The 18773-nt window shown below is 32.4% G+C and carries 19 protein-coding genes, 1 tRNA gene and 2 pseudogenes; 4 read left to right on the plus strand and 18 right to left on the minus strand.

All coding sequences use genetic code 11. The annotated features are described in order from the left end of the window. Window positions 1–24: 24 nt before the first annotated feature. From IGJ99_RS11195 to IGJ99_RS11210, 4 genes are all read right to left on the minus strand, one after another. Window positions 25–393: a hypothetical protein gene (locus IGJ99_RS11195; protein ID WP_438770829.1), complete on the minus strand. Its 369-nt coding sequence runs from the start codon at window positions 391–393 to the stop codon at window positions 25–27. Next, window positions 390–1454 (minus strand): hypothetical protein, encoded by a 1065-nt coding sequence (locus IGJ99_RS11200; RefSeq protein ID WP_438770830.1) that lies wholly within the window; start codon window positions 1452–1454, stop codon window positions 390–392. The genes IGJ99_RS11195 and IGJ99_RS11200 overlap by 4 nt, the downstream gene beginning before the upstream one ends. Window positions 1455–1622: 168 nt before the next feature. Continuing rightward, the gene (locus IGJ99_RS11205) at window positions 1623–2552 is read right to left on the minus strand and encodes a hypothetical protein (RefSeq protein WP_409173582.1); all 930 of its coding nucleotides are present in this window, start codon (window positions 2550–2552) and stop codon (window positions 1623–1625) included. 155 nt (window positions 2553–2707) lie between these two features. After that, the gene (locus tag IGJ99_RS11210; RefSeq protein WP_438770831.1) at window positions 2708–2953 is read right to left on the minus strand and encodes a helix-turn-helix domain-containing protein; all 246 of its coding nucleotides are present in this window, start codon (window positions 2951–2953) and stop codon (window positions 2708–2710) included. 103 nt (window positions 2954–3056) lie between these two features. Between IGJ99_RS11210 and IGJ99_RS11215 the strand changes: the two are divergent. The 4 genes and pseudogenes from IGJ99_RS11215 to IGJ99_RS11230 all read left to right on the plus strand — a co-directional run bounded on the left by IGJ99_RS11215 (window position 3057) and on the right by IGJ99_RS11230 (window position 6705). Then, window positions 3057–3829, plus strand: a pseudogene (locus IGJ99_RS11215) (hypothetical protein). 172 nt (window positions 3830–4001) lie between these two features. Continuing rightward, window positions 4002–4283, plus strand: a pseudogene (locus IGJ99_RS11220) (tyrosine-type recombinase/integrase); the annotation flags it as partial. Window positions 4284–4990: 707 nt separating this feature from the next. Next, window positions 4991–5365, plus strand: a complete 375-nt coding sequence (locus tag IGJ99_RS11225) for a hypothetical protein (protein ID WP_041684275.1) — start codon at window positions 4991–4993, stop codon at window positions 5363–5365. A 47-nt stretch (window positions 5366–5412) separates the two neighbouring features. Further along, a complete protein-coding gene (locus IGJ99_RS11230; RefSeq protein ID WP_023520187.1) occupies window positions 5413–6705 on the plus strand; it encodes a D-serine ammonia-lyase in 1293 nt (430 codons plus the stop codon). Between the two features lie 125 nt (window positions 6706–6830). On the opposite strand, the gene IGJ99_RS11235 is transcribed toward IGJ99_RS11230, so the two are convergent. The 14 genes from IGJ99_RS11235 to IGJ99_RS11300 form a co-directional block, all read right to left on the minus strand. Then, window positions 6831–7163 (minus strand): hypothetical protein, encoded by a 333-nt coding sequence (locus IGJ99_RS11235; RefSeq protein ID WP_023520188.1) that lies wholly within the window; start codon window positions 7161–7163, stop codon window positions 6831–6833. A 1259-nt stretch (window positions 7164–8422) separates the two neighbouring features. Further along, window positions 8423–8569: a hypothetical protein gene (locus IGJ99_RS11240; RefSeq protein WP_195514180.1), complete on the minus strand. Its 147-nt coding sequence runs from the start codon at window positions 8567–8569 to the stop codon at window positions 8423–8425. 507 nt (window positions 8570–9076) lie between these two features. Then, window positions 9077–9154, minus strand: a tRNA-Asn gene (locus IGJ99_RS11245). Window positions 9155–10580: 1426 nt separating this feature from the next. Next, window positions 10581–12062: a hypothetical protein gene (locus IGJ99_RS11250; protein WP_195514179.1), complete on the minus strand. Its 1482-nt coding sequence runs from the start codon at window positions 12060–12062 to the stop codon at window positions 10581–10583. A 26-nt stretch (window positions 12063–12088) separates the two neighbouring features. Then, the gene (locus IGJ99_RS11255; RefSeq protein ID WP_195514178.1) at window positions 12089–13144 is read right to left on the minus strand and encodes a hypothetical protein; all 1056 of its coding nucleotides are present in this window, start codon (window positions 13142–13144) and stop codon (window positions 12089–12091) included. Between the two features lie 253 nt (window positions 13145–13397). Next, window positions 13398–14390, minus strand: a complete 993-nt coding sequence (locus IGJ99_RS11260) for an N-acetylmuramoyl-L-alanine amidase (protein WP_271522790.1) — start codon at window positions 14388–14390, stop codon at window positions 13398–13400. Continuing rightward, window positions 14387–14644 (minus strand): hypothetical protein, encoded by a 258-nt coding sequence (locus IGJ99_RS11265; protein ID WP_096081701.1) that lies wholly within the window; start codon window positions 14642–14644, stop codon window positions 14387–14389. The genes IGJ99_RS11260 and IGJ99_RS11265 overlap by 4 nt, the downstream gene beginning before the upstream one ends. 34 nt (window positions 14645–14678) lie before the next feature. Then, window positions 14679–15011 (minus strand): holin, encoded by a 333-nt coding sequence (locus IGJ99_RS11270; protein ID WP_195514176.1) that lies wholly within the window; start codon window positions 15009–15011, stop codon window positions 14679–14681. 1 nt (window position 15012) lies between these two features. Then, entirely contained in the window at window positions 15013–15246 is a 234-nt protein-coding gene (locus IGJ99_RS11275; RefSeq protein ID WP_062804778.1) for a hypothetical protein, read from the minus strand. Window positions 15247–15263: 17 nt separating this feature from the next. Beyond that, complete coding sequence (locus IGJ99_RS11280; RefSeq protein ID WP_010734001.1) at window positions 15264–16070, minus strand: hypothetical protein; 807 nt, start codon at window positions 16068–16070, stop codon at window positions 15264–15266. Further along, entirely contained in the window at window positions 16070–16207 is a 138-nt protein-coding gene (locus tag IGJ99_RS11285; protein WP_010734000.1) for a CD1375 family protein, read from the minus strand. The genes IGJ99_RS11280 and IGJ99_RS11285 overlap by 1 nt, the downstream gene beginning before the upstream one ends. A gap of 37 nt (window positions 16208–16244) precedes the next feature. Then, window positions 16245–16358 (minus strand): CD1375 family protein, encoded by a 114-nt coding sequence (locus tag IGJ99_RS11290; RefSeq protein ID WP_264082979.1) that lies wholly within the window; start codon window positions 16356–16358, stop codon window positions 16245–16247. Between the two features lies 1 nt (window position 16359). Further along, window positions 16360–16665: a hypothetical protein gene (locus IGJ99_RS11295; protein ID WP_010733999.1), complete on the minus strand. Its 306-nt coding sequence runs from the start codon at window positions 16663–16665 to the stop codon at window positions 16360–16362. Window position 16666: 1 nt separating this feature from the next. Further along, entirely contained in the window at window positions 16667–18772 is a 2106-nt protein-coding gene (locus IGJ99_RS11300) for a BppU family phage baseplate upper protein (RefSeq protein ID WP_096081704.1), read from the minus strand. Window position 18773: the final 1 nt, after the last annotated feature.

Genomic DNA, 18773 nt, shown 5'->3' on the forward strand with positions numbered 1-18773 from the left:
TAATTGGAAAAAGTTCTGGACTCTTTATTTATTACTATCTTCAATATCATCAGCAATTTTATAATCGGATTTCAATGCTTGCTTTGGTGATAGAGACTGCTTCATTCCCTCAGTTGCTCGTCTGAACTCCTCAGTATCAATGTTTTGCATGACTGCTCGTTGAGCGGATAATGCCTGACCGATTGTCTCCATCATTTTTTTAGTAGAATCAGTATTTAATACTGTCATCGCTGATAGAGACTGCTTCATTCCCTCAGTCGCTCGTCTGAACCCCTCAGTATCAATATTTTGCATGACTGCTCGTTGAACGGATAATGCCGGACTGATTGTCTCCATCATTTTTTTAGTGGAATCAGTATTTAATACTGTCATCGCTGATAGAGACTGCTTCATTCCCTCAGTCGCTCGTCTGAACCCCTCAGTATCAATTTTTGCATGACTGCTCGTTGAACGGATAATGCCGGACCGATTGTCTCCATCATTTTTTTAGTGGAATCGGTATTTAATACTGTCATCGCTGATAAAGACGTCAATAATTTAGTAGCGTTGGGTAGGTTTATATTACTATAATGATTCCCTATATATGCTTCGAAATCATTTGTCATATCGAAAAGTTTTTCATCTGCTATTTCACCAATTAGTATTTTCTTAAATGCTTCATTAAGTTGTTTCACGTATTTCTTTAGATTCTTTATCAGATCCTTATATAAAGAGTATTTAATCTCTTTATTATGACTCACAATATTCCTTCCTTCTCTGATCAATTCCATGTCTTTTCGAATTTCTTCTAAATCAACATACATATACTTGCTAAATACTTCACTCCATAATGAAAAAGGATCAGATAGACTTAAATCATCAGTTTCTCGAAATAAATTTAACAATTCTTCTACGATTATCTCTTTGTACCTTACAATATTTTTCTCATTTCCAGTTGAAATAAATAGGTAATTTTCTCCAAATAGGTATTCTTCAAAATCGTATAAATCTATCCACTGTAAAAGATTTTCTAAGTCATACTTGCCGATTGCTTGTTTTTGTTTTCCTTTTACTGCAGAAATCATTTCATCTGGAATAGAATCTTTCGTCCAGTTGTCGAAATATGTTGGAGCCAATAAATATATCAATTTTCTTAAAGCCCATTCATAACTATGCAAATATGGTAGTAATTTTTTTGAAAAAAATAATGAGTTTGTATCTAAAATAGTAGTGTAATTTAAATGTGACTTGCTCGCTTCAATATTAATTTCATTTAGAAAAATTTGAAATGAATGTACATCGGTTATCCCTATTTTACCAGCCTTATTATACTGAAATACTACATGTAACGAATCATTATAATTTTTAATATCAAAACTAAATTCGTATTTTTTTCCGTTATTTTGATATTCTAAAAGGTTGTCTTGTATATATCGTGATAATACTTCCAAAAAAACTTCTTTAATATCATCCATTTTGCCTTGTTTAGGGTGATATAAATATTCAACAACTTGCTTGCTAATATGTCCTCGCCTTCTTTTCTTTCAACGATTTAAAATTTTCCAAATAACTTGATAACTACTAAGTAAGCCTCAAACAACAACCACAAATGAATTTTTCACTAATATTGATGATTGTGATATTTACTGGTTTTTATTTTTTATTTCTTTATAATATTGTTCTTCTTCTCTTAATATCTTTTTAACCTCCTTTTTTATGCTAGCATACATCGATAAACTATTGTCTGTTCGATTGAAACAATGATAATTCTCTCCATCAAAGTCATAAAAAACCACATCACTTGATTTTCCATCTGAATTAGTTAACTTAAATTTAGTATTGAGTAGCAATTCATTTTTTTCTTTATCCATTTCCATCAAAATTGGTTTAACTTCTTTTAAATAGTTCAAATATATTTCAGTTGTAATCAGATTAAACTTTGCAATTGTGTACACATATGAGATACGTGGAAAATCCTCAAATCGAGCAGATATATCTTCTTTAATTTCATCTATTTCTGATTTTAATTTTTCATTAAGATCAAAATGAGGCATTGTTAGAATTTCATCCAAATCAAAGTATACTCTTTGTTGTTCAATATTTACCGGTAAGTGACCATGCTGAGAATAATTTCTAACATGTAATAAAAATCTGTACGAGAAATGTTCATCATAAGGCTTACTCAGAATTTTATTCTTAAAAGATTTAAAATCTTTTTCTGCTAAAAAGTTTTTCATACAAACTTCAATGGATTCAGTCAAAGTTTTGGCTGAACTAATTAAGTTTATCGTCAAAGCATTTATCTGATAATAATACTGGTCTTCCGTTAATTTTTCACCTGTACTTTCAATTAAATCATTAGTAAAAATTGTGAAGTGTTTGAGCAAATTAGTTAAATTATATCTAAACACATTAAAAAGTTTATCCAACTCTATAATATGACGTGTTAATTCTACATAATTTAAAAATATTCTTTTATCAGATTCTGTTATTGTTTCTAATAATGAATTAATCTGCCTTATTAGCTCGTCATCTTGTAAATTACTGACGAAAAACCTACTATCACTTCTCATAATTATATTCTCCTAATATGATTTTTTCAAAATAATCAATATGTAACATAGAAGTATACCCTATCGTTACATATCCCATTCATTATTATACCAGTATTTCTTCATGACACATAAGGGTGTAACATAATAATTTTAAACGAAATGACTACAAGTAGTCATTTAAGCAAATCTTCATAAGACACCTGTAGAATATCTTTGATGGCTTTCAATTGATCCAATTTAATGTGTTGGCGGCCACCTTCAATCTTAACCAACGTTTCCCTAGTTATAGCAATTTTATGAAGCTGTAGGTCTCTAATCAGCTCGGTTTGACCAATTCCTTTTTCTAATCGGATTCGTCTAATATTACTACCGATTACATTTTCTTTATCAATAATTTTTTCCTCTTTCAAGAATAGCACACCTTTTGGACTAAAATTAGTCCTTTTTCTTATTAATATTAAAGATTTGGTATGCTACAACGGAACTAGTATTAGACCATATTCAATTTTAGGAGGGATTTTTTTGAAGAAATATGCAAGCATTCTAACCTGTGCTTTACTCATCGGAACTATAAGCGGGTGTACCACTTCTGACAAAAGTTCTACAAGTACGGAAATTAGTACAACAACCTCAGAAAAGAATTACCCAATACATTTTTTCCGGTTCCAGATGGATTTGAAGCTTATTATCATGATAAAAAACTAGATATTCCTTTATCAGAAACTGAATCTACTGAAAAGATTTTGCCAATTGAAATTGAAAGAAATCAAGACGATATAAAACTAAAAGCTGATCTTCCCTTACTGAACAGCACACAAATTGATAGAGATGAAAATATTAAAGTTAATATTGAAAAAGGAGCGTTAGCACAACTTTATACTGAAAAAGTTGAACAATTTTTTGAGGCTGGTGCCAATAAGGACTTTTCAAAAATAAGCGATTATTCGGATAACTTTTTTAATGAGACCCAAGATGAAATCACGAACTCAACTTTTATGGCTGAAGATATGTACAATATGACGTTAAAAAAAATAAAAGCTTACGGCCATCCGTTAAATCTGACACTAAATTATGGATTACTCTATTTTGTATTAGCAGGTTAAGTTGATTATGAATATTCACCAGATTATTTGGAGACACCTCTTCAACACGAGAACAATGATATTAATTTTAGTTTCGTCTAAGAGTCAAAAAATAAAATATGGTTAGTTGATCAATTAAGCACTATAAACACTAGCTTCCATGAATTACCTAATCCTGAAAGTGAAGTTGATATGGTCATTAAAATCTTCTAAAAAAGAAGCGTTGAAAGAATGAGCTCTTCTTCAACGCTTCTTTTATTGATTCAATTTGCAATATTATTTGAACGAGTAATCTGATTTCTAAGCAGTTGTAAAACTCTTTGTGGCGGATAATAGAATGATTATAACGATTCTATATTGATATAACATATATCAACAAAAATAGTTTTTATTCACTACAAACTAAGACAAGATCCACTATACTCAAGTAGTAACCGATTGGTTAAATTGGATTTACAAAAAGACACCGATGGAGCCTCAAATTACTCCACATGGATTTAGGCATACCCACTGTAGCTTATTGTTTGAAAGTGGTGCTTCGATAAAAGAAGTACAAGAACGATTAGGTCACAAAGATATTAAAACTACCATGAATATCTATACTCATGTCACACCACAATCTGTTAAGAAAACAGGTGACCGATTTGCAAAATTTATGGGCGAATAATTCCAAACGTAGCCAAAAACGTAGCCAACTATTAAAATGCAAATAAAAAAATGCTCGAAACGCTTTAATATCAACGTTTCGAGCAATGAAATAGTTATTATCCAACAGACCCTTCCATCTCATAACTAAATATATATAGGTAATGTCAATTGATTTCAATTTAATAAAAGTCCCTATTTAACAGTAGTTTTTATGCCAAAACAGAAAATACGTTCCCCTTTATTTACTTACTTTTATATTTTTTTGTGGCAAATTTGTGGCAAAAATAATGTTATTGATTTCATTTTAAGTCACTATGACTACATGCCTTTGCCGTAGTCAAGAAACATTGGTGGCTGTTTTAGTCCACAAAAAACACCCGCTCGAAAAGAGCGGGTTGTGAAAAAGCAATGTTGTTAGGTGATACAATAAGATTACTATCATTTTAATTATTATTCAACTGTTTTGGTTTTCAGTGGTTGTATCTATTTTTTAAAAGACAATCACTCTGAAAAGTAGCTATCTCATTGAAAACTAAGACCTTCGAGATAAGTAAATTGTCTTAAGCTATAACAATTCTAGTGACTCTCAAATGAAGCTTTCCAATCATACAGACCTCTTTATCTTTTAATTCCTTACGAAAATGTAATGAATAAATTGGACAAAAAAATGGTTAGAAAAAAATTTTTTATAGATAATTAAATGTATCAAAATTAGGAGGTATTTATATGCCAATACTCAAATCTGCTAATCCTTTAAAAGCAATCTCTTTATTAGTAATCGGTGCTCTTGGCACAGCTATATCGGTATTGCACATCACTTGTATCTATATCTTTCATATGGGTGTTGCAGATCCGAACATCCCTCTGTTTGGATCTTTTGAAAAATTTGCTTCTGCTACTTCATCTATCCTTCACATTTCTTCCGACAATCTTTATTTATCATCTCTCTCGTTATTTATCATTTTTTCAATTATTGGATTATTTTTCAATATCTTCACTAATAATAATAAATTGATTTCCATTTGGATTTTAGGAATAAATTTACTTTTTTCTCTCCCTACACTCTTTTATTTCTTCGTTGCATGGGGGATGAATCAGTAATTCTTCCATTGTTAGCACAAATTAAGAAATAGAAAGAGGGTTCCAAAATGACTAATAAAACAGATCGTTTATTAAGAGCATTGCAATCATATCAAGAAGTGTGCTGGATAAATCCAAATTTTGGAGAAAGAAAAACTTCATGTTTTACCCTAAATGATGTGATAGACGCTTCTAAACGGCTACAAAGGTTTGCTCCATACATTGCTAAAGTTTTTCCTGAGACTAAAGCTACTGGTGGTATCATCGAGTCAGAATTAGTTGAGATTCCTAACATGTTGGATAAAATAAAAGAAAAAGAACATTTCGAAACAAACAGTAAACTATATTTTAAATGTGACAATAATCTCCCTGTATCTGGTTCAATTAAAGCCAGAGGTGGAATCTATGAAGTTTTGACGTTTGCTGAAAAAGTTGCGCTGGATTCTGGAAAACTAACAATTGATAGTAATTATGCTATTCTAGCAAATGATGAATTCAAAAATATTTTTTCTAATTATTCAATCGCTGTGGGTTCTACAGGGAATTTAGGTCTTAGTGTCGGAATCATGGGAGCAAAGTTAGGGTTTCAGACGACTGTCCACATGTCTAATGAAGCAAAAAGCTGGAAAAAGCGTTTGTTGAGAGAAATAGGCGTTGTTGTCAAAGAGTACGAAGGTGATTTTAGCAAAGCTGTAGCTTTAGGGCGAGCAGAAACAGTAAACAAATTCCACAGTTATTTCATCGATGATGAAGCTTCAAAAGATTTATTTCTAGGATACTCTGTAGCTGCACTGAGACTACAAACTCAATTAAAAGAAAAAAATATTGAAGTATCTGAAGATCATCCTCTATATGTCCATCTTCCTTGTGGTGTAGGTGGTAGTCCAGGTGGAATTGCCTTTGGATTGTCCTGCATTTTTGGTGATGCTGTAAAAATATTTTTTGTAGAACCTACTCACGCTCCGTCAATGTTACTTGGCCTGTACACAGGATTACACGACAAAATTTCAGTGCAAGATATTGCAATCGATGGTAAGACAGCTGCTGATGGATTAGCCGTCGGGCGCCCCTCACATTTAGTCGGCAAGATCATAGAACCGATTTTATATGCTACTTCTACTGTTCAAGATGAAAGATTATATCAATATCTAACATTGCTTGCGGATAGTGAAAACATCTATGTGGAACCTTCATCCGCCGCTGGGATTGCATCATTTGTGAATATAAATCGAGCATTCGCATTGAAAAAAACTTGGATAAAGTCTGGCACACACATAATTTGGGGAACGGGTGGTAATATGGTTCCAGAAGAAGAAATGGCTCAATATTACAAAAAAGGATTGTCTTTACTTAATTTCTAATTATGTAACAATAACAGCAAGTTCAAGTCATTAATCTCGCTAAAAGAACATCGATAACAAAAATACTCAGTTATCGATGTTCTTTTTTTTGGCAATGCTGGGTTACTAGATCATCGCAGGCTAATCTAGCTTACATTTGCTAGATTATTATGATTTGATTCTTTGTTCGTAATATTTGGTTTTTTTCTATTTTGAGAATTGCTTTCATTTTTTGGTTTTACTTTTTGGCTCTTCTTTTCTTTACTATCACTTGACTGTTTATTCTCCTGTTCATTTCTCTTGTTATTAGATTTTTCTTTTTTCTTAGTACCATTTGTGTCACTACTTTGTTTTTTTCTTGGGATCTGTTGTGATTGCTTTGGCGAATGGCTCTTTGGCTTTTCTGACACTTTAGGACCACACGCTGCAAAACTAACTGTCGCTAAAATTCCTAAACATGCTAATAAAAATTTCTTCATATTGACCACTCCTATTATTTTTTTTGGTACACTTAGAGTGTATAAAAAAGAATAAATTAAACGATGCCTATTTGCTTAAACCATTAATAAGAAACGCTTACATTACTGTCACATTACTTTTTAAACATCCATAGATATGTTTAAATAATTAAGAATATTTCTATTTAGCACTTTGCAGAAGTAAACAAATTCATCTCTTTACAAAATATGAACTTTTTATGAAATTTTTTTGTTTTAAATAGTTTCGCTAAATTTAGTTTTTTTGCTATCCGAAATGATTCATTAGCTCTAAACTTTTATAAAGAAAATTAGGAGGTTATTGTATTGAACGCTAATCGATTAAATACTTCGTCTACACCGATCATCTTATTTTTTATCGGTGGATTAGGTACTCTGTTTTCTTTTTTCAATCTAGCTGATTTTCTAGTTTTTAATGTAGGAATATTGGAACCGTCGATGCCAATACATGTCTATAACTTTTATCATATCTTATCAGTATATGCTGCTAATCTTTTATTTTTTACAGCCAATCAAATATATTTGGTTCTAATTGTTCTTACAATCACGCTTCCAGTTGTTATGCTCTTAATAAATATTAAACAAAATAACTTGAAATCAGATTCAATATTTTTACTCCTATTAAATCTAGTTTTTTCACTTCCAATCATTTGTCTACTATTTTTTCTTTAAATGAATGGTCAATTTCCATTGACAAATGTGAGTGAGAAAGCTAATTCAAAATATACGTATAGTCAAATTGACATTATATATTCTGTAAAACTAACTATATCATTATAGAAAAAAGACCTACTCCGCAGAGTAGGCAATTAAAAAAAACAGTATGGTTAGGATTGTACAATTCCTTTGTTGTCTAAATTACGTATGTTATAATTAGTAAAGAGAGTATCGATATGCACGCTATAGACTTCCCCAAAAGTTTTAGCTATCGATACTCTCTTTTCATAATTACGCCTACAGTTAGTTTAAGGTTAACCTAATGATAATGCAAGCGTTTTGCTAGATTATGAAACATAAAACAGACCCACTCAGAAAAGTGGGCAAATGATAATATCCTAATCAATGGTTTCAAGGACACTTTTAAATTACTATGATTTTATTTATTGTTCAAGTCATATGCTTTTTTTATCGCTTGTTCTCTTATAATGGTTAGGTGCCGATTGAAGATTTGAGCGAGTTACTACAATCGATTAAAAAAACAAAAATTCCCTTTCTAACTAAGGACAGGACTTCTAGTATTTTTATTTTTTTGTTCTTTGCTTACTACGCTGATTACTTTTCTTCACTGCTTTTGCAGCAACAACGCTTGATAACAAACCGTCGCCCATTACTTTATTTGTAGCTTTTTTTGCAACTTTATATTTCACTGCCGATTTTAGAATACTCAATAGCACGCACCTCCTCTTATACATTCAAATAATATTATAGATTTAAGAATTTTATATGAAATTTGAGATAATTTAACCATAAGTTGTAAAATATTGTTATATTATTATTTGAGGTGATTTTTATTTTCTGGATTTTTATTCTATACTTTTTAAGTTTCACGATGTTATATAACCGGTTGGATAATTCATCAGAAAAAACTTGATGTTGATCAATCGAATTGGAGCATATTCATGATATGTTGTATCCTATTTTCGCTATTAGTACTAGGCGTTGCAATCATGGGTACTTGGATAATGCCTGCTCTTCCTTATATTTAACACTCTTCACACATTGACAATGACTATTCGGAAGTATTGTTTTTATTTATTGTTCAAGTCATGTGCTTTGGAATTTATAACAGATCTGCTCGTTCTATATAATGCGATAAATAAAGATTGAGGATCTGGACGAATTGCTACAATTGATAAAAAAACTCAGCCAAGAATGGTTGACTGAGTTTTTTACTATGTACCCTGTAGGACTCGAACCTACGACCGGACGGTTAATAACTCGCCATATGCTCTGCCTAACTGAGCTAAGGGTACAAATTATTGTCAAAAGGGTCGTCAGAACTATTATCTGGTAGATAGTTTATTTATTATGGTAACAATCTTCTTGTCACTATGACTTAAATATATATAATCGTAAATATAAATAATGAAATAGTTATAGCCAAATTGTATCGAACAATTTTTGTTATTGTCAATGTAACAGATTATTCCTTAATTTAACTTTACAAACAATTGCACATTCTTCAATCTTATTACATACCAATACTATTGAGAAGCAAACGGGATTTCATGTAGATGTAATAAAAAATGATTATTTATCAATCCTAGAGATATCGATTTAGTATAAGTTGTTGCTTATTCATTTTAGATTATTTTAATCAAATCAGATTCACTTAGACAAAATAACACCCGCTCATATAAGAGCGGGCAGTCTTAGGATAAAGAATCTTCTGAATGTGGATAATTAAACTTTACTATCATTTTAATTTAGGTTCAAATAATATGTTTTTTTATGTATACCACTCCGAAGAGTGGCACGTACGTTAATATGGGAATTATTTGGTCAGCTTCACATTACTAGAGTTTGACCCCGCATTCAAGTAATACGCTTTCCTTGCTGTTTAAAACACATGTGATAGAATCATAAAAAGAGTACCAATGCGCACGCTGAAAACTTCCCCAAGTTTTTAAAACTTTGTCCATTGGTACTCTTTTTTTAGAATGATTCCTATTCACACCTTATGGGTAACCAGTGATTATTGCAAGTACCTTGTCTTAATCTGAGAATTCTTAAACTTTGATCGAATCTTATTTTAAACAAAAAAATACCCGCTCGTAAAGAGCGGGCCACTAAAGGATTCAATCCGCATTAGTGAAGCTAAGTAAAGCTTACTACCATTTCAGGCTATGTTCAAATAATATGTTCTTTATGTACCCCGCTCCAATGAGCGGGATGTGAAAAAAGCAATGTTGTTAGGGTGATACAATAAGATTACTATCTTTTTATCTATTATTCAACTGATATAATCATTTTGCTGTCTAAAATACGTATGATATAATTATTAAAGAGAGTATCGATATGCACGCTATACACTTCCCCAAAAGTTTTTAGTTATTGATACTCTTTTTTATGATGGCGCCTACGGATATTTTAAGGCTGACCTAAAATTATTGCAAGCGTTTTGTTTTTATGTTTTTTCAGATTTTCCCATAAAAAAAGACCCACTCCGGAGAGTGGGCGGGTATTAAAAAACGAATTCTTAGTACTGAGGATAAATTAAGGTTACTATGATTTTATTTATTGTTCAAGTCATGTGCTTTTTTTATCAGAGAAAAACTCGCTATATTATCAATGGTTAGGTTTTGATTCGGAATATAAACGAGTTGCTACAATTAATTAAAGAACGTAAAAAAGACCTCAGCAAAAATTGATTGGCTGAGGTTTAAAATATATAGTATTTTATTTATCTGGCGTAAAAATTTGTATTAATAAGTACTCAAAAAAACCTAATTTATATGCGAAAAATAAAATGCTAAGACAATATATAGATCCAGTTAAAATATTAATCTTTTTTAACTGTAAAATTTCAGGACTAGAAATTTTTGATTCTAGCTCATCAATAACATTATCGTTAGTTAAATATAGTTTTGGATAATACTTGTTCATAATTTTAATCCTATTTTCAAATTTTGTGTACGTTTTAAATTCTCCGCTTACTAAATACATAAAAAAAAGATACACGGAAAATACAAAAGCAATTTTGTACGCTAATATACTATATGAAGAATCACTTTTATTAATAGCATCAATAAAAAATTTACTTAAAAATATCCCAATGATTGAAATTAAGTTATTCATTAAGGTTTTCTTTGACTCAGATATTTGGTTACTTATTTCTTTTGATAATTGAAATTGTTCTTTTATAATCTCTTTTTTTTCAGTTAAGAATTTTGTAACTTTATCATCAATAAATAAATCATACTCATTTATAATTTCATCGTATAGTCTATCCCAAAACAGCTTATCGTCTAAAATATAATTATCATCATCTAAAGAGCTATATAATAATGACTTTGCTATTCTCAATTTATCAATATATCTGCTCTTTTCTTTATATATAAAGTAAATTAACTTTGAAATTGACGTGTATATTCTTGTGTCTGAAATATTTATATTTTCATAAAGGATTTTATTATAGTTTGGTTTAAAAAAAATAAATGCCTCTCCGGTTTTCTCATCAAAAAAATTACTAAGCAATTTCAAGTGACACAACTTTTGAAGCACTTCAAATTTTTCGTTATTTTCATTATCCAGATTTACTTCAATTAAATTAGGAATATTAGCAATTGTATAATCCATATCCATTTGAGCTTTGATAAAATTTTTTACCTCATCATCAAGAAATTTCTCATTCTCAGTGTTATTAAAATTGAATAATGAAGATTTTAAACTTGTGTTTTCACTTAATTCAATTATTATTTTTGTTGTTAAATTTTTACAATCACTTAACTTTATATTTTGAACCAGTTGTTCCATTAATTCTTCAAAATTTGATTTGAAAACACATTTTATTTTCAATGAATTATTAAAAGGTAATTTATGTGTTTCTGTATATTTCATTTTTATTCTTATGTTATCAAATTCATTATTTTCATTCTGTACTCGCAATAATTCCTTACCCAACTGATCTTCACTAATAATTTTTGAATCAGAAGACATTTTTTCTATAAACAAGCTCATTGATGGTTTTATGGGAAAATTCTTATTTAATAATTCCCTCGACTCTAGAAGTTTTTTTACAGTTATATCACCTTCTAAAATCTCATTTATTATTAAACTACTATCTGAATTTCTTGTCACACTAATACTTTCATTTTTACTACCCTCATTCAAAAATTGAGATACTGAAAAAATATTTTGATCTATGCATTTTCCCCCCATCAAATTCACCTCACTTATTAAAAATTTTACTTACTTTTAACCTGTTTCTTGGGAATAGTAATTACTATATCACGGGTTTTAGACGTATCTACTTTCACTACATGATCATCAATTAAACCTTGCTCTATACTTAAATAGATACTTCTGTTCTCGCTGGAAAGAATATATTTCTTGCCATCTACTGGTTGTGAAATAAAATTAGAATAGGCGCTCGGATTGTTTTGTCTCATTAGTTTAAAAGTTTCTTCAGATAGAGAATTAATGTCATGACCTTCATTTTCTAGCTTTTCAGTATTTAATAATGGGAAAATTTCTGTGAAAATATTCTGTACAGACGTACTTTTCCTTTGCGACATTATAACTCCAATTCTTTTTTCTACTTTTTCATAATCTTCTTGCCCATCAGTATATCTTCTTGCTGTATGCTTTACAAATCGTTGAGCTAATCTTGACATAACTTCATCATCTGCTACTAATACACTATTCATCAAATTAATAAAGTAATTAGAAATTGTTTTATCTTGTTTGTCCAGTATTTTCAAATGAAAATTACTATCCAAATTGTTCACTTCATAATTTTCTAAAAATGATTTATAAATAAATGCACATTTTTGTAAGTGATTTCCTAAATCAGGCAACATGTTTTGATGTATAACAAAATCGTTATTGTTTACTTCAATACCATCATTTGTTTCCATTTTCATAATTGCTAATATTTCTTCGACTTCATCAGGTTCTGCATCTAGAAATCCTAGTTCTTTTTTTTTGAACTCGTAATTTAATATTACAAGTATAAACTTATTCTTAACCGAAAAATGCATATTAGATTTTAAAATATTGGCAATATTACGAGAGTTTTCTTCAAATTGTTCTTCGAAAAAACAACTACCGCAATATCTATAAATATCACTTTTTGAGTTGCGAAACCTTGCTACCTTTGAATTAATGTGTTCGACAGAATTAATAATATGTCCTCTAAAAAAATTATGTACCCCGTTTTTAAAATCTTTTAACAAAGCACTCTCTGTTTCTATTACTTCTAAATCTGGATCAATTTCAAAAATTTTTAAATATTTAATCAAAATAATTCCTCCTCATTTATATCTGCTAAACTAATTAAACCAAAAGAAAGCCCTAAAAACAACAGCTTTCGGGCTTCATAGCAGATATAATCATTGAGGATTATTAAATAACTATAACATATAGGGAACGTAAGTTCAATATAAAACGTTTATGATATTAAAACGATATTTTATGATTTACATACCATTGAATTTGTAACAAAACTGTTATATAAAATCCTATGTACAGCTCCCCCTTGTTGAGGAGCAATTTTTATCGCTTATGAATCGTCAAAACGTACTCTGGAAAACGAATGTCGACTGTTTGTCCATTGATCGTATTTCCGTTAGGATCATTCGTTCGTCGTAACATCGGAAAAACTCTTTTCCCTGCAAATTTACGAATATCCATTGTGCCATCCAAACCAAATCGTAGACCACTAGATAATCCATATGCTGCATTCACATCATCTCTGATAATGCCCGCTGACCGACAACGACCAATTTCGACATTCGGATTGTCTGCATCCATCCAGAAGACATATCCTTGATTTAAATGAGCTGCACCGTTGATTGGCACTAACCAAGCACCAATTCGAAAAATACCAAGAGATAGCTCATTAAACACTTCTAGCTTACCTACATAATTACCAACGGTTTTTGGTGGGCTTGCTAAAATAATTTGATCATGTGTCTGTGGCGTCGCTTGAATACTACCACTTCCGCTTGTGTTGTAGCCAAGCACATTCATCACCGCACGGATTGCCTGATCCATATTCTGATCTAATCGTCGCATGTCATTTGCATTATCGATAAAGCACCATTCGATCAATAATACATTGACGCCCGGATTAGTGTTACGGTGTACGAAGAACGTTGTGGTAGGCTTTGCTCCACGATTCGGAATTCCCAACGTATCCGCAATCACTTTTGATACAGCTGCCGCTAAAATACGCATCTGTTCGTTACCAGCCCAATAAAAAACCTCAACACCAGTTGCCTGACCATTAAAGGCATTCAAGTGACTCGTGATTGCTACGCCTGATCCCGCCGCATTCATAACCGTGACTTGGTTCTGCAAGTTTTGGTTAACAGTTGCGCCAACGTTATCTGTAGAATCGCGCACACTTGCAATTGCTTGCATCTTTTGGGTGATTGTTCGTACAACATCTGCTTCACGTCGCCCGTTTCCTACTGCACCTGGATCCATCCAGTTGGAGCCATTTTTTCTTCCTCCGTGTCCGGCACCGTTTGATCTGATCGTCATTTTACTTCACCTCTTCCTACGTAATACCAGTCCAGCATCTGTTGATCCGGATCATCTGTTTTGGGTCGTTGCTTCTGCTCAAAATCAAATGCTTCCATTTTGCCAGTTTCTGTAAATTCAGCTGCCACGGTCACGGTCGTTCCTTCGATATTGTTAAGAGTGTGTGCGGCATCCTCGATCGTGTTCTCGTCATTTTGAAACTCCGGTTTGACTACTTTGTTGTAGTCTTCTAAAAATTTTTCTTTGTTTCTCATCGTATTTACCTCCTAAATATTTAATAGAAAAAGATCAGCCTTTCGACTGATCCTGTTCTTTATAAATTAAGTTTTCTGTACCTTCTTGGCCATCACCATAATCCGGTGGATCAACGTCTGGTTTAACCATGCTGTTTCCTAAATCAAATAATCCGCCAGCGGCTAATCCTGATACAGCCCCAGCCCATGCGTAGATTGCTAAATCTTGTGGTGCTAGGGTCATTGCATAAAGCACCCCTAACAAAATACCCGCAATCACATTGATCACGGGTAAGAGTTTGTACTCCTTCATTTGTGTTTTAATTAACCCTGTGACACCAACGACTAGTGGTGTAATAATACTTGAAGCAGCTAAGATTTCTGTCATGTTATTTTCTCCCCTTTCCAATTTGCTTAAAAATAGATCTGATTTGTTCTTCAATAATTGAAAGCCGATTGCCATAGTCAATCTGACTTTTTTCTACGCGGATGATCGTCTTTTCTAACTTTCCTAACGTGTGATCAAGTTTCGTGAACATCGCATAAAATTTCGCCACACCCACCATTAATGATCCACCGAGTGTAAGAATCGCGATCCACTCCCCGATTGTAATTCCCTCCATAAGTAACCTCCTTTATATCAAACTTCTCGAATTTCCCGTAAAACAGCCTTTAATCCTTCAGAACTCACATTCCCACCATGTCCCCAAATTGAATTAGAAGAATAATCCACTTGAATTCTCTTATTGATCCAGTTACTACTAGAATTTAATACTTGACTCACATGTAAACCTGCTCGTTTAGGTAAAAATTGTGTCGTAAAATCATAATTCCATGCTGAACCGTTAGCGTAAGGTGCCCAGATCAGTAATAGTCCTGAATTAAGATCCTCGAATTTTTTAGAAAGTCTTATGATGTGACTCGTATTCATAGTCAATATTCCTGTCCAAAGGGGAAGACTTTCAATGAGCGAATCATTATAATTTGTTGTGTTCTTTGTAATAATGGCAGTAGTTCCTGAAGTTGTATAACTACACAACGGGAATGTAACTACCCTATCCCCTGCTAAAGTATTTCCATTAATTAAATGGTTAACTGCCTCTAAACGAACCTGATTATTTGTCCAAGAGTAATTCTCACTATCTGCTGGAAAATCATCAGTTGGAATTACCGATTCATTTAAATCAATCGTTAAACAAACATACCCACTTGAATTTGCTGGAAGAGTAATACTTTGTGCTTCTTTCACATATACCATTCTACCTTGTATAATCGCACTACCACTGGCAACTCTTACATCCAAACCACTGGAAGATAATTCTAATCCTTGTTCATAACCAGAAATCACATAACTTCTTTTTCTTGCTAAAGCATGGTACATTTTCGCATCATTTTCAGCACTGATTTTTATATTGTCAAATTGATATCCATCTACATTTCCAGCCATCAGTCCACCTCTTTAAATGTCAGTTCAGGTAATCCCATCTCAACCAAAACTTCTTTTACTTGTTCACGTATGATCTTTGGAACATCTTCAATTTTTTTCTTTTCTTTTATGATTAACGTTGCATATACAATGACCATTGTCTTATACTCCTTTTTTAAAATAAAAAAGACAATCCTACATCTCAGCCTGTTGAGATAAGATCGCTTTGACTTCTTTCTGGATTTTTTTAGGTACATCTTCAATTTTTTTTAACCCCTTGTTAATTAATTCAATATATATTTTTATCAAGTTATCCTCCTCCTAGAATCAATTCATATACTTCTGTTAAAGCTAACTGAGTTTCTGTTAGTTGCTCTTCTTGTCTTTTTACATTTTTTTCTAAATGTTTATAAAGTACTTGAAGATTATCAACCTGCTCACTAAGCACACTATTCTCTAACTCTTGCCAGCGATTTTCTGTTGGAACAAAAAACTGGTTGGCTATTTCAATTTCCTCTATCGGTGGAACATCAGTAAAAGGGACCTGAATTGGGAAATCATCTGAGACTTCTAGCTCTTTTCCACCAGTACGTCCATACTGCCAAATTTTTTTCATTTCATACCTCCTCAACCTTACTATTGTTTGTGGGTGCAGGTGCAAAAACTAATGCATGACCTCGAACTGCTAGTCTCTTCACTAATGTTGTTGGCGAATCAATAAAACGGACAATCGGTTTACGAGCATCATCAAAATTGTTTGATACAGTAATATGATAAGAACCAAATCCGCCGTCTGTGTAGTCTGGTAAACAGGAGCCACCAATCCAAATGTATCCGCCAAAAATATTCGGAACATCAGGATAAGTGAAGCCCGGATGACCATCATTTCCAACGCGAATTGTACTTCCTCTTGCCCAACCAATTGAATTCGAAAATTCTAATGTCTCCCACGCAAGCCACACACAGCCACCTAAATACACCGCACCATGATTTTTATATTTATCAGTCGCTACTGCTTTCGCGTACTCAACACCTATATTTACACCATTAGACTGTAAACCGCTTAAAAAGTTTTTAAATCCTGGGACCTGCTGTGGCTCATTTAGACTAACTGTTTGTAAGATTTTAGAATCCAAGTACTCTTCGGTGATATCCCAGCTATAATCATTTGGGTTACTACTATCTTTCAAACCTTCGCCAAAATATTTATATTCCAAAATATTCGGAGTGGCTATATCACCTTTTTCTATTTTTAATGATTCAATCGTTACTTGCCCCATTGTTGCTTGAGGGAATTGGTAAATTTGTAATGTGCTAGGAGAAACACTCCCATTCAAATTTACTTCTGAAGGAGTGAATGTCAGTCGCCAAGTATCTGCTAAACCTTCTACTATTTCCATGTCCCCAATATTAGAGGTACTATTCGGACCAGTCGTGTATACCCTAAATGATTGTGTACCTAGCTTGGTTCCTTTCAAAGTTAATGTATACGTTTGATTAGCAATAAATGGTTCAATCATTTCAGCAGAATATACTAAATATTGTCGACTACTTATCGGGAAAGCTTGTTCTTTATTTGCTAGATTTTCGTTCAATGGAACCTTGGAAATGTGATACGGTTCAACAAGTAGATTGGGTTGATAAGGCGTAGCAACCGATCCTTCTTCTATCTTTATGTTTCGAAGAGAGATTTTACCCTTAATTCGACTTGATGCTGTAACATCTTGTAAGACTACATACCACTGTTGAGGCAGTGTAGTCGCATAAGTGGCTATTTGCGTACCACTAATCGTGTGCCAGATATTAGTAGCTGTCGGGAGAGGTCTAACTGTAGATAACATAATATTTCCACCTGGTACGTAGGTATTAGTTAATCGAATATTAGAGGCATCTCCCTCTAAACCTTCATGTAACATAATCTCAGCGCTAATTGTGTATCTCTTTCCGTTTTTAAGAGCGGGTAAACGCATGCTTGTATTAAATTTAGTTAGTTGTGCAGATCCATCTAACGTGAAAATGATCTCGCCATCTGGTCCATCTTCAACCGTAGCTCCATTTCCCGATGTAAAATGAGCAGCTGTAATCTTTGGTAGCAAATTGGCATTCCCTGAGTAGTCGTAATTACCGAAATCAATACTGTTTGAGTACATCCGTTTTAGATTACCTAGCTCGTTGATTTGTTTGCTTGTCTCGTTGACTTTTTCATTTAAATTTAAAACTTGTTCGTTTAACTCTTTAACTACGTTCTCAATACCCTTATACTCTTGTTCCTTTTCTTCAATAAATAATCGGAAACGATTATCAAAATCCTTTAGTTTTTCATCTAGCAAAGACACATAAAGCGTTGCTTGACCTTGACTGATATCGGCATCATTTTCAACTTTTATTCGAAAGCTCTGTGTTGCATAACATTCTCCGTTTTCTCTCGTCACACGAAAGAACGCTTCCTTGAACTCACCTTGGACACTAAAATTTTCACGACTAAATTTATAGCTGATTTCACCTTCAGTAGGATCTAAAATTGTGGGCACGCCAGTTGTGAATGTGCCATTTGCATTTGTTCCATAAAAAACTATTGTACATCCATTGAGATTTATTGTTGATCCGTCTGGATCTAATAATTTAAAGGGATAATTTATAAATCGATTATCCCCAACTCGACCAATAATGGACTTTGAGAGCTTTCGTCCGTTACCGCCTAATTTAAGTTCAATAGGCTCCATT

This window comes from Enterococcus sp. AZ095b (genome assembly GCF_051714725.1).
In the GTDB taxonomy this organism is placed as follows: Bacteria; Bacillota; Bacilli; order Lactobacillales; family Enterococcaceae; genus Enterococcus_B; species Enterococcus_B pernyi.